The following is an 11,296-nucleotide window of genomic DNA, read 5'->3' as shown; positions in this document are numbered from 1 at the left end:
GGCCGAGGAGCTGGCCAGGGCCGGCGAGGACCCGTGGTGGACGTACGCGTACTGCAGCATGTTCGCCTCGATCCGTGAGGACCGGTGGGGCGGGGTTTCGGGCGAGGTGCTGCGGCTGACGGGCCGGGCCCCGGCGGCGCTGGACATCGTCGTCCGCGCGACCGCCTGAAGCTCTACCGGTACTGCGCGACGATCGGGCAGTCCATCGGGTCGGCGTGGCCCAGGCCGACGCGGTTGAGGTACTCGACGATGATGCCGTAGGACTCGAACAGCCCGGTCTCGGTGTAGGGGATGCCGCGCTCTGCGCAGAACTCCTGCACGATGGGGCGGACCTGGCGGAGGTTGACGCTGGGCATCCGCGGGAAGACGTGGTGCTCGACCTGGTAGTTCAGGCCGCCCATGGCCCACGCGACGAACCGTCCGCCGCGGATGTTGCGCGACGTGAGGACCTGGCGGCGCAGGAAGTCGATCTCGAGGTCCTTGGGCAGCAGCGGCATGCCCTTGTGGTTGGGGGCGAAGGTGGCGCCCATGTACACGCCGAAGGTGGCGAGCTGGACCAGCATGAACGCCAGGCCGAGCACCGGGCCGAGGGTGAGGAAGACGAGGGTCGGGAACCCGATGAGCCGGATGCCCAGGAGCACGCTCTCCGCCCCGCGGTGCTTGATCGCCGGGGTCGTGGCGAGCGTCTGGACCGAGTTCGCGTGCAGCACCGGGCCGAACAGCGCCAGCATCGGGAAGAACAGCCAGCCCTGGCGGCGGGTGACCCAGCCGAGGAACCCGGTGCGCCCGGCCTCCTCCCCCGGTACGAACACGAGCGCCCCCGTGGCGATGTCGCCGTCCTTGCCGATCACGTTGGGGTTGCCGTGGTGCTTGTTGTGCTTGCGGTTCCACCAGCCGATGCTCAGCCCGACGCCGAGGTTGCCGATGATCCGGGAGAACCACTCGTTGTGCTTGCCGGTGCTGAAGATCTGCTGGTGGCCACCGTCGTGAGCGAGGAAGGCGCCCTGGGTGAACACGACGCCGAACAGCGCCGCCACGGCGAGCTGCCACCACGTGTCGCCCAGGGTGAGCAGCAGGGTGAACGCGACCGCGAGGGCCACCGTGAATCCGATGGTGCGGCCGACGTACCAGCCGACACGACGTCCCATCAGACCCGCGGCGTTCGCGCGCTCGACGAGCTCGAAGTAGTCGTTGGTCTGCGCGTTGCGGGCCGTGCGTCGTTGGCGGGCCGGGCGGGGCGGGGCGTCGGTCGTCATGGGCGTCAACCTAGGAACTCGGTCGTGCACCGCGCGTCCCCCGCAGGAGCCAATCTCACCCCCTACGCAGGTAGCGGGTCAGGGTCCTCGACGGGCAGGGTCGCGGCGAGCTCGAAGCCGCCGTCGGGCGTGGGGCCGGCGCTGACCGTGCCACCGATCGCCGCCACGCGCTCGCGGATGCCGGCCAGGCCCAGGCGGGCGCCCGGGGTGGGTTCGTCGTCACGGCCGGGGGGCGTGTTGGTGACCACGACGCGCAGCTCGTGCCCGTCGCTGCTGATGCGGACGGCGATGGCGGAGCCCGGGGCGTGCCGCAGCGCGTTGCTCAGCGCCTCCTGGACCACGCGGAACGCCGTGAGGCCGACGACCTCGGACACCTCGGTACCGGCCCCCTGGTCGGGAGAAGGGCCGGGGGCAGGGTCGGAGGCAGCGTCGTCGTCCGCGTCAGCGCCAGCGTCGTCGTCCGTGTCGTCGTACATGCCGTCGTACGTGATCTCGGCACCGGAGGCGCGCGTGGACTCGATCAACGCCGTGACGTCGGACAGGCCGGGCAGCGGCGCCGTCGGAGCCGTGTCGTGGCCACGCAGGATGCCGAGCAGCCCGCGCATCTCCCCCAGGGCACGCCGCGAGGAGGCGGCGATCTCCTCGAACTCGCGCTGCACCGCCTCGTCGAGGCCGGGCTGGCGGTAGCGGGCCGTGGACGCCTGGACGGTGATGACCGACATGCTGTGCGCGACGACGTCGTGCAGCTCGCGCGCGATCCGGTTGCGTTCCTCCAGCTCACGGCGCCGGCTCTTCTCGGCGGCGCTGAGCCGCTCGGCCTGCTCCATGCGCAGCACGCTCAGGCTCCACAGCCGCACGATCACGCCGACCAGCGCGAACCCGCCGCTCAGGGAGACCAGCACGACGCCGTTGGCGAAGGCGGACGGGTGCCCGCCGTCGCTCAGTACCGCGGGCGCCCACACCGTCAGCATCGCGCCGACCGACCACAGGGACGCCGCCCAGTACCAGGAGTGGCGCAGGGCCAGCACGAACACCGTCAGGCAGTGCGCGAGCAGCACCGTGACCGGCCACGGCCAGGGCCACTCGGGGCCTGCGCCCGCGGTGACGATCATCAGGGGCAGGGCGCCCGCGACCGACGCGCCGAGCCCGGCCCACGGCCAGCGCACCGCCAGGATCGCGGCGGCGCAGTTGACGAGCGTGAAGGCCATGGCGGCCGCGGGATGGGTGCCGTACCCGGACGCGGTCACCGGCCAGCCGACGGCGACCAGCGTGACGGCCGCGATCGAGACCAGCGACCACAGCCACACGATCTCGCGCCGGGCGATCGAGGCCGCGTTGACATCCAGCCGGGTCAGCGAGCGCAGCCGGTTGAGGGAACGCGGCCGCGGCGGCGTCTCGGGTGGGTGATCCATCACGCGCAGGTTATGCCGTCGTCCGCCCGTGGCGCGTCACCCGTACGACGGACCCGGTGTCATACTTTCGGGTCGCGTCCGCCCCCGGGGCAGAGGGCGGCTCTGTCTCCCACGTCGGTCTCCAGGGTTAGGTTGTCCCCATGCCACCACCTCCCGACGTCGCCGGGCGCGACATCCGGGTCCTGATCGTCGACGACCAGTCGATGATCCGCGCCGGGTTCGAGGCCCTCCTGAACGCGCACGAGGGGATCACGGTGGTCGGGACGAGCGACGACGGCGCGGGGATCAGCGACGTCGTGCGGCGGGTGCAGCCCGACGTCGTGCTGATGGACATCCGCATGCCCAAGGTCAACGGCCTGGACGCCGCCCGCACGATCCTGGCGATGCCCGGCACCCCGCCCAAGGTGATCATGCTGACCACGTTCGACGCCGACGAGTACGTGTTCTCCGCCCTGCGCGCGGGCGCGAGCGGGTTCCTGCTCAAGGACTCCCCGCCCGAGGAGCTCACCCACGCCGTCCGGACCGTCGCGGCCGGCGACGCGCTCCTGTCCCCCAGGATCACCCGGGCCCTCATCGCGGACTACGCCGCGCGGCCGGCCACGCCCGCCTCGGTGGCGGCCACCCTGGGCGGGCTGACCGACCGCGAGCTCGACGTGATGAAGGCCGTGGCGGCCGGGCGGTCCAACGCCGAGATCGCGACCGAGCTGCACCTGGCCGAGCAGACGGTCAAGACGCACGTCTCGCGCATCCTGAACAAGCTCACCCTGCGTGACCGGACGCAGATGGTGGTCTGCGCCTACGAGTCCGGCCTGGTGCGCGTCGGCCGCTGACATTCGGGGGGCTGACGTCAGGGGGTGCGGACGTAGTCGGCGAGGTGCTGGCCCGTCAGGGTCGGCTCGCCCGCCTCGGCCCGGGCCACCAGGTCGGCGGGCGTGCCCTCGAAGACGACCCGGCCGCCGTCGTGCCCCGCGCCGGGACCCAGGTCGATGATCCAGTCGGCGTGCGCCATGACGGCCTGGTGGTGCTCGATGACCACGACCGACTTGCCCGACGCGACCAGGCGGTCCAGCAGGGCCAGGAGGTTCTCGACGTCGGCCAGGTGCAGGCCCGCCGTGGGCTCGTCCAGGACGTAGACGCCGCCGTCCTCGCCCAGGAACGTCGCGAGCTTCAGTCGCTGCCGCTCACCGCCGGACAGCGTGGTCAGAGGCTGGCCGATCTTCAGGTAGCCCAGCCCGACGTCGGCCAGGCGCTGCAGGATCTTGTGCGCCGCCGGCACCCGGGCGGAACCGGACCCGAAGAACTCCTCGGCCTCCGCGACCGACATCGCCAGCACCTCGGCGATGTTCTTGCCGCCGTCAGCCCCGCCGTCCTTCCCACCCTCGCCCGAGCCGCCCAGCTTGTACTCCAGCACCGCCGCCTGGAACCGCTTGCCCTCGCACTCCTCGCACGTGGTGGCCACGGTGTCCATGAAGCCGAGCTGGGTGTAGACCACGCCGGCGCCGTTGCAGGTGGGGCACGCGCCCTCGGAGTTGGCGCTGAACAGTGCGGGCTTGACGCCGTTGGCCTTGGCGAACGCCTTGCGGACCGGCTCCAGCAGCCCGGTGTAGGTGGCGGGGTTGGAGCGGCTCGAGCCCTTGATCGCGGACTGGTCCACCACGACGACGCCGTCGCGTCCCGCGAGGCTGCCGTGGATCAGGGAGCTCTTGCCCGACCCCGCGACGCCCGTGACGACGCACAGCACGCCCGTCGGCACATCGACGTCGACGTCGCGCAGGTTGTGGGTGCTGGCGCCGCGGATCTCCAGGGCGCCCGTGGCGGTCCGCGGGGACTCCTTCAGGGAGGCCCGGTCCGCCAGGTGCCGGCCGGTCAGCGTGCCGCTGGAGCGCAGCTCCTCGACCGTGCCCTCGAAGCACACGGTGCCGCCGTCGCTGCCGGCGCCGGGCCCGAGGTCGACGACGTGGTCGGCGATCGCGATCGTCTCCGGCTTGTGCTCTACGACCAGCACGGTGTTGCCCTTGTCCCGCAGCTGCAGCAGCAGGTCGTTCATCCGCTGGATGTCGTGCGGGTGCAGGCCGATCGTAGGCTCGTCGAAGACATAGGTGATGTCCGTGAGCGCCGAGCCGAGGTGGCTGATCAGCTTGGTGCGCTGCGCCTCGCCGCCGGACAGCGTGCCCGAGGGCCGGTCCAGCGACAGGTAGCCCAGCCCGATCTCGACGAACTTGTCCAGCAGGTGCTGCAGGTTGGCCAGCAGCGGCGCGACGGACGGCTCGTCCAGGCCGCGCACCCAGTCGGCCAGGTCGCCGATCTGCATGGCGCACGCGTCGGCGATGTTGACGCCCTTGATCTTCGACGCGAGGGCGGCCTGCGCCAGGCGGGTACCGCCGCAGTCGGGGCAGGTGATGAACGTGACCGCCCGGTCCACGAAGGCGCGCAGGTGCGGCTGCAGGGCGTCGCGGTCCTTGGTGAGCATCGAGCGCCGCACCTGCGGCACCAGGCCCTCGTACGTCAGGTTGGCGCCGCCGATCTTGCGCTTGGTCGCGTCCCGGTACAGGAAGTCGTGCCGCTCGGTCTCGTTGTAGTCGCGGATCGGCTTGTCGCCGTCGAGGTACCCCGACTCCGTGAAGAACCGCACCGACCAGCCGCCCGCCTTGTACCCGGGCACCGTGATGGCGCCCTCGTTGAGCGACTTGTCCTCGTCGACGAGCTCGCTCAGGTCGATGTCCGAGACCGTGCCCCGGCCCTCGCAGCGCGGGCACATCCCGCCGTGGTACGTCGCCTCGCGCACGATCTGCTTCTCGCCCGTGGACGACGTCATCACCCCGCTGGCGGTACGGGCCGGGATGTTGAACGAGTACGCGACCGCCGGGCCGGCCGACGGCGTGCCCAGGCGGCTGAACAGCAGCCGCAGCAGCGCATTGGTGTCGGTCACGGTGCCGAGCGTGGAGCGCGGGTTGGCGCCCAGCCGCTCCTGCCCGACGACGATCGCGGTGGTCAGACCCTCCAGCAGGTCGACGTCGGGCCGCGACAGCGACGGCATCATGCCCTGCACGAACGCGCTGTACGTCTCGTTGATCATCCGCTGCGACTCCGCGGCGATGGTCGCGAACACCAGCGAGCTCTTGCCCGAGCCCGAGACGCCGGTGAACACCGTCAGCCGGCGCTTCGGGATCTCCAGGTCGACGTCCTGCAGGTTGTTCTCCCGCGCGCCGTGCACCCGGATCAGGTCGTGGGTGTCCGCCGGGTGGACCCCGGACGACGGCGCGTCCGTGCCGGCAACGGTGTCGGCGGTCGTGCGGGCGGTGGTGGTGCTGGTGGTGGTGCTCGCCGTGTTCATGCTCGGCCTTCCGTGGCAGTGGTACCTGAGGCGGACACCAGCACGGGCCGGGGTCCCTCGGACGGTCGGGTGTCGGTCAGCTGGGTGTCAGTCAGCGCGGTGGGAATCAGCTCGGTGTCGGAGAGGTGGGTCTCGGCCGCCCGGAGGTAGGCCGCCAGTCCGGGGACGCACACGGCGGCCCGCTCAGAGCTGCTTGATGCGGACGGTGTTGCCCGCCGGGTCGCGGAACGCGCAGTCGCGGAACCCGTACGGCTGGTCGACCGGCTCCTGCATGACCTCGGCGCCGCTGGCCTGCACCCGCTCGAACGCCGCGTCGAGGTCGGTGGCGCCCAGGATGACGGCGGCGTAGGTGCCCTTGGCCATCATCTCGGCGACCGTGCGGCGCTCGTCCTCGGTGACGCCCGGGTCGGCCCCCGGCGGCGTCAGCACGATCGAGGTGTCCGGCTGGTCCGCCGGGCCGACCGTGATCCAGCGCATGGCGCCCTGCCCGACGTCGAGGAAGACCTCGAAGCCCAGCGCGTCCCGGTAGAACGCCAGGGACGCCTCCGGGTCGGTGTGCGGCAGGAACGTCTGGTGGATCGTCAGCCCCGTGCTCTTGCTCGTCTGTGTGCTCATGACGATCACGCTAGGTCCGGACCCGGGGGTTGCGCTTCTCGATTCCTGACGGGCCTGGTCACCTGCTTGGCGATGCACGCCGGCAGACCCGCCGTGTCGACCTGCGCGCCCGCGAGCACCGGGTCGGCGCGGTACACGCTCGGCGGCACCCCGACCAGCTCGGTGAACCGCGTGCTGAAGGTGCCCAGCGACGAGCAGCCCACCGCGAAGCAGACCTCGGTCACGCTCAGGTCGCCCCGGCGCAGGAGCATCATGGCGCGCTCGATCCGCCGGGTCATCAGGTAGCTGTACGGCGACTCCCCGTAGGCGGCCTTGAACTGGCGCGACAGGTGCCCGGCCGACATGTGCACCCCGGCCGCGAGCGCCGCGACGTCCAGGGGCTGGGTGTACTCGCGGTCCATGCGGTCGCGCACGCGGCGCAGGAGCGCGAGGGTGCGCAGGTGCTCGGGGTCGGCAGCGTTGCTCGTCACGCAGGCGATGCTGCCATGCCGTGCCGCCCTGCTCGCAGCCGACAGCGCTCTTCCCGGCGTGTCAGTGGGTGAATGTACGTTGACGAGATGCTTCCGCCGGCGCGAGACCTGTCGCAACAGGATGTGTTGGATGTGTTGGCCGCGACCCTCGAGAAGTTCGACGTGCGCCTGTCTGGTGGTGCATCGCCCGTCGATGCCCGCTCGGGTGCGGGCATCCATCGGGTGGTGCTGACCGGTGGCGGGCGGGCGTACCTGAAGGTCACGGCGGCCGACGTCGGTCGCTCCCGCGCCGAGGCGGAGCGGGAGCTGAGGTTCTACCGCAGGGTGGCACCTGCCGCGCCCGTGCTCACGCCTGCGCTGCTGGACGCACTGGTCGTCGACGAGGGCGTCGCGCTGCTGCTGGAGGACGCCGGCGAACCGCTGGACGTCGCTGCCTGGTCCCGGGACAGGTGGCGGGTGCTCGGCCGTGACCTGGCCCGGCTGCACGGGACGGCTCTGCCGGCGGGCGACTGGGGGCGCCCTGACGACCTGCTGTCGGCGCTCGCGGTCCCGGATCTTGCCCCGGTCGTCGAGTTCTGGTCGTCTCATCTACCGCGGCTCGATGACCTGCTCGACTCCCGGAGCGCGCTGCGTGACCGGCTCCGGACGGCGTCGCCGGTCTTCGTCCACGGTGACTGTCACACGGCGAACGTCGTGCACCGCACGGCCGGCGGGCAGGACGCTCTGGTGTTCTGCGACTGGCAGGCGTCCGGCGTCGGGCGGGCGACGTCGGACCTCGCGCTGCTCAGTGTCCGGGCGACCCCGTCGGGTGTCGGTGTCCCGGCCGCCCTCGTCGAGGAGTACCTGGCGCAGTGTGCGCGAACGGGCGCCCCGCGGGACCCCGCCGAGCTCAGGAGGGACCTGGCGCTGGAGGAGCTCGCGATCCTGGTCTTCCAGTGGCCGCCGTACGCGGCCTACAACGGTCCGGACGGTATCGACCGGATCCGTCGGCGGGCCCGGTATCTCGCCGCCCGGTACTTCGCAGAGCGGGTCAGCGGCTGAAGAACTGGAGGTAGTTGGTGTCGCCCCAGCCGTTGTCGGCGCCGTCGGCCTGGAAGTTGACGGCGACCGGGCCGCGGGCGTTGACGGCGACCTCGGGCGTCGTGCCGTAGCCGTAGGAGCTGACGACGACGTCGTTGAGCGGGGTGCTGGTGCGGTCCAGCGTGACCAGCCGCAGCGTGCTCCGAGGGCAGCCGCCGCGCGCGACGACGCCGAACGCGACGTAGGAGCGTCCAGCGGGTGCGATACCGACGCCGATGTTGACGAGCTCCCGGCACAGGAGGGGAACGCCGGACGCGTAGCTCTTGGCCCACAGGGTGGTGGTGGACCCCCAGCCCTCGCCGGCGGAGGTCTGCGCGAAGTGGCGGGTGCGGACCGAGAGGTAGCGACCGTTCCGGTAGGGCCATACCACGCGGGTGTCGGTGGTGCCCGCGGCGAGCTGGGCGTCCTGCCCCACGGCGAACGCGTAGGCGGGGGTGGAGGTGGTGGTCTGCTGACGCCAGAGCTTGTCGCCCGCGGTGATCGTCTCGCGGCCCTGGCCGTCGGTCACGATGCGGGGCGCCCCGCCGGCCGGCGAGACGGTGCCGAGGGTCTGCGGTGCGGTCCAGGTGGTGGCACCAGGGCGGAGCACGGTGCGCCGCACGGCTCGGGTGGTGGCGCCGGTGGCCTCGGCCCAGACGACCGTCACCTTGCCGGCGTCGTTGATGGTCGCGGCGAAGTACCCGTTGTCGGGCACACCGGTGACCGGCAGGGTCGTCCAGCTCGCTCCCCGCGGGTGGAGGCCCGCCATGAGGCCGTCGGGAGCACGCCAGACGACGACGGCGTCCCCGTCGGTGTTGGTGACGAAACTGGTGGCGTAGTCGAGCTCGCCGATCGTCTCCGGCGCGGCCCATTGTCCGCCGACGAACTCGCGAGACACCAGGAACGAGTCGGGCCCGGAGGAGACGGCGATCCCGTAGGCACCGGAACCGGCACGGACGCTGCCGCCGTACCCGGGGATCTCGGTCGGCGCGGGCCAGGTCCCGTTGTACGTCGAGCTCAGGCTGATGACCTCGGAACCCTCGCCCGGCACGGGGTGCGCGACGGTGTGCACCCGACCGGACTGGGAGACCGCCGCCGACCAGGCGCCACCGGTGCGCTGCGTGGGCCAGCCGGGTGCGGGGTCGCCGGGCGCGGCGTGCACGGGCATGGCGTGTACGGGCATGGCGTGTGCTGACAGGGGTGTCGCCGCCAGCACCAGCGCTGCTGCCAGGGCGCCCACGATTCGTCGTCGCATCCGGGCTCGCCTTCCTCGGGGCATCGTCGTCCTGCCGGCGGTCTTCCGTGCGGTGCTCTCTGCGGTTTCCCAGCCGAGGTTAGCCCGGGCCGCTCCCGTGCGGGACGGCGGGACCGGGTGAACTCGGCGAGGTTGCCCGCGTGGACCGCGGCCGGGGCCACCGCAGGAACACCACATCAGCTCCGTGGGAACACCGCAGGTCGGAGCATCCGATCGGGAACAAATCGGGCCTCGTCGCACGTTGTGGAAGCAGCAATGAGCAACTGTCCGATGTCTGTGACCCAGGGCTCTCCCCAACCCTTGACGTGCGTCGGCGCACCCTAATTTCCCTGGCTCGACATCCCGGTCCGCGAACCCGGTACAGCACCCTCTCAGGGCGCTCCCGGTGATCCTGGATCGGCTCGCGCGATGCTGCTCACCCGGCCCCCTACGTATGGAGGACCACGTGACAACACCCGCCCCACTCCTGCGTCCTGTTCCCGACTCCCCCGACCCCGCGGACGGCGCTCGCGGCCACGCCCCGAAACCCGTTCCTGACCGCACTGTCGACCGGGCTGCCGTCCACTCCGCAAGGAGCGCTGTCGGCCGTCCCGCCGACGGCCCCCTGATGATCGTCGTGGGCGGTGTCCCGGGCGCCGGCAAGAGCACCCTGCTGGCCAACGTCGCCGCCGACGTCCCCCGCGCGGTGGTGCTCGACCCCGACCGCTACCGGCGTCGGATCGCCGCCCGCCTGCCGTCCTGGGTGCCGTACGGCGCCTACCGCTGGGTGGCGCACACCCTGCACGCCGTCGCGACCGTGCTGTACCTGCTGGCCGGGCCTCGTTCCGGCCGGCCCCTGCTGGTGCACGACACCGCCACCCGCGAGCGCCGTCGGGAGCTGCTGGGCCTGCTGGCGCGGCTGTGCGGGTGGGACCCGGTGCTGGTGGCCGTGGACGTGTCGCTGGCGGAGGCGCTGGACGGGCAGCTGGACCGGGGTCGTGTGGTGCAGCCGGACGAGTTCGTGCGGCACTGGGAGCGGTGGACGGCGCAGCGTTCGCTGCTCGCGGCGGCGGCCGGCGGGCCGCGGGGCCCGTGGTCGGCGGTGCACCTGATGGAGCGGTGCGACGCGTTCGGGCAGGTGCGTGACCTGGTGCGGCGACGTTCGGTCGTGGTGGCGGCGAGCCGCCCGGAGCCGGCACAGGCCGCTGCCCGGGGCGCCAACCCCTGCGCGGCCTAGCTCACCGGGTCCGGTTCACCGGCCTGCATATTCGCTGGCCTACCCGTTCACCGGCCTACATGCCGGTGAGCAGGGCCTCCCGGAGGCTGTCCGGGAGGTCGGGCGGGACGTCGGGTGGCACGGCGAGGGCGTGCAGGGCGCGGCTGAAGTAGTTCCGGGCGGCTGCGGCCAGCACGACGTCGACGATCTGCCGGTCGGTGAGCCCGAGGTCCCGCAGCCGCTGGGTGTCCTGCTCGGTCAGTGCGGTCGAGTCGCGGCTGATGCGCTCGGCGAGCTCCATGGCGGTGACCTCGAGCTCGCTGAGCCCGGCGGCGTGGTAGTCGAGGGCGATGCGTTCGAGCTGGGCGTCGTCGAACACGGTGCGGGACTTGCGCCCGTGGGCGAGGCGGCAGGCCTGCGACCGCAGGGCGCCCGCGGCGGCGAGGGTGACCAGCTCGTACAGGCGCAGGCCGATGCTCTGCGCGATCGCGCCGGTCAGGTCCTCGAACGCGCGCTGTGCCTGCGGGTTGACGGCCATGACCCGGGTGTGGCTGGGCACGTAGCCGAGCTCGCGGAGGTCTCCGGCGTACCCCTCGGCCCAGGCGCCGGTGGCCTCGGCGGGATCGGGCGTCCTGATGATGGTCATGTTCGAGCGTCTCACCGCCGTCGTCGGCCCGACAGCGGGTGGGCGGGTGAGATC

At 72.2% G+C, this 11,296-nt stretch carries 10 protein-coding genes; 3 read left to right on the top strand and 7 right to left on the bottom strand.

Going from position 1 to position 11,296, the window contains the following annotated elements:
- Window positions 1-173: 173 nt before the first annotated feature.
- Together ACFWEJ_RS21790 and ACFWEJ_RS21785 are read right to left on the bottom strand one after the other, a co-directional pair.
- The gene (locus ACFWEJ_RS21790) at window positions 174-1,256 is read right to left on the bottom strand and encodes a fatty acid desaturase family protein (RefSeq protein ID WP_377231280.1); all 1,083 of its coding nucleotides are present in this window, start codon (window positions 1,254-1,256) and stop codon (window positions 174-176) included.
- A 62-nt stretch (window positions 1,257-1,318) separates the two neighbouring features.
- Window positions 1,319-2,668 (bottom strand): sensor histidine kinase, encoded by a 1,350-nt coding sequence (locus tag ACFWEJ_RS21785; protein ID WP_377231279.1) that lies wholly within the window; start codon window positions 2,666-2,668, stop codon window positions 1,319-1,321.
- Between the two features lie 140 nt (window positions 2,669-2,808).
- Between ACFWEJ_RS21785 and ACFWEJ_RS21780 the strand changes: the two genes are divergently transcribed.
- On the top strand, window positions 2,809-3,498 hold the full coding sequence (locus tag ACFWEJ_RS21780) for a response regulator (RefSeq protein ID WP_377231278.1): 690 nt from the start codon (window positions 2,809-2,811) through the stop codon (window positions 3,496-3,498).
- 17 nt (window positions 3,499-3,515) lie between these two features.
- Here ACFWEJ_RS21780 and ACFWEJ_RS21775 read toward each other — a convergent pair whose 3' ends face one another.
- The 3 genes from ACFWEJ_RS21775 to ACFWEJ_RS21765 all read right to left on the bottom strand — a co-directional run bounded on the left by ACFWEJ_RS21775 (window position 3,516) and on the right by ACFWEJ_RS21765 (window position 7,087).
- A complete protein-coding gene (locus ACFWEJ_RS21775) occupies window positions 3,516-6,002 on the bottom strand; it encodes an ATP-binding cassette domain-containing protein (protein WP_377231277.1) in 2,487 nt (828 codons plus the stop codon).
- A 183-nt stretch (window positions 6,003-6,185) separates the two neighbouring features.
- Complete coding sequence (locus ACFWEJ_RS21770; RefSeq protein ID WP_377231276.1) at window positions 6,186-6,617, bottom strand: VOC family protein; 432 nt, start codon at window positions 6,615-6,617, stop codon at window positions 6,186-6,188.
- Between the two features lie 5 nt (window positions 6,618-6,622).
- Window positions 6,623-7,087 (bottom strand): helix-turn-helix transcriptional regulator, encoded by a 465-nt coding sequence (locus ACFWEJ_RS21765; RefSeq protein WP_377231275.1) that lies wholly within the window; start codon window positions 7,085-7,087, stop codon window positions 6,623-6,625.
- A gap of 135 nt (window positions 7,088-7,222) precedes the next feature.
- Between ACFWEJ_RS21765 and ACFWEJ_RS21760 the strand changes: the two genes are divergently transcribed.
- The gene (locus ACFWEJ_RS21760) at window positions 7,223-8,128 is read left to right on the top strand and encodes an aminoglycoside phosphotransferase family protein (RefSeq protein WP_377231274.1); all 906 of its coding nucleotides are present in this window, start codon (window positions 7,223-7,225) and stop codon (window positions 8,126-8,128) included.
- Here ACFWEJ_RS21760 and ACFWEJ_RS21755 read toward each other — a convergent pair.
- Window positions 8,118-9,401 carry a hypothetical protein gene (locus tag ACFWEJ_RS21755; protein WP_377231273.1) on the bottom strand — a complete coding sequence of 428 codons (1,284 nt, stop codon included), beginning with the start codon at window positions 9,399-9,401 and terminating at the stop codon, window positions 8,118-8,120. The genes ACFWEJ_RS21760 and ACFWEJ_RS21755 overlap by 11 nt on opposite strands.
- A 607-nt stretch (window positions 9,402-10,008) precedes the next feature.
- Here ACFWEJ_RS21755 and ACFWEJ_RS21750 point away from each other — a divergent pair.
- Complete coding sequence (locus ACFWEJ_RS21750) at window positions 10,009-10,617, top strand: AAA family ATPase (protein WP_377231272.1); 609 nt, start codon at window positions 10,009-10,011, stop codon at window positions 10,615-10,617.
- A 55-nt stretch (window positions 10,618-10,672) separates the two neighbouring features.
- Here ACFWEJ_RS21750 and ACFWEJ_RS21745 read toward each other — a convergent pair whose 3' ends face one another.
- On the bottom strand, window positions 10,673-11,242 hold the full coding sequence (locus ACFWEJ_RS21745; RefSeq protein ID WP_377231271.1) for a carboxymuconolactone decarboxylase family protein: 570 nt from the start codon (window positions 11,240-11,242) through the stop codon (window positions 10,673-10,675).
- Window positions 11,243-11,296: the final 54 nt, after the last annotated feature.

Source organism: Promicromonospora sp. NPDC060204 (assembly GCF_042728455.1).
Lineage (GTDB): Bacteria > Actinomycetota > Actinomycetes > Actinomycetales > Cellulomonadaceae > Promicromonospora.
The sequence above is the reverse complement of the archived record's forward strand: the minus strand, read 5'-3'. Positions and strand labels throughout refer to the sequence as shown.

Excerpts from the sequence above, each read along its gene's own strand:
- ACFWEJ_RS21790 (WP_377231280.1), bottom strand. The coding sequence starts at position 1,256 with ATGACGACCGACGCCCCGCCCCGCCCGGCCCGCCAACGACGCACGGCC.
- ACFWEJ_RS21785 (WP_377231279.1), bottom strand. The coding sequence starts at position 2,668 with ATGGATCACCCACCCGAGACGCCGCCGCGGCCGCGTTCCCTCAACCGG.
- ACFWEJ_RS21780 (WP_377231278.1), top strand. The coding sequence starts at position 2,809 with ATGCCACCACCTCCCGACGTCGCCGGGCGCGACATCCGGGTCCTGATC.
- ACFWEJ_RS21775 (WP_377231277.1), bottom strand. The coding sequence starts at position 6,002 with ATGAACACGGCGAGCACCACCACCAGCACCACCACCGCCCGCACGACC.
- ACFWEJ_RS21770 (WP_377231276.1), bottom strand. The coding sequence starts at position 6,617 with ATGAGCACACAGACGAGCAAGAGCACGGGGCTGACGATCCACCAGACG.
- ACFWEJ_RS21755 (WP_377231273.1), bottom strand. The coding sequence starts at position 9,401 with ATGCGACGACGAATCGTGGGCGCCCTGGCAGCAGCGCTGGTGCTGGCG.
- ACFWEJ_RS21750 (WP_377231272.1), top strand. The coding sequence starts at position 10,009 with ATGATCGTCGTGGGCGGTGTCCCGGGCGCCGGCAAGAGCACCCTGCTG.
- ACFWEJ_RS21745 (WP_377231271.1), bottom strand. The coding sequence starts at position 11,242 with ATGACCATCATCAGGACGCCCGATCCCGCCGAGGCCACCGGCGCCTGG.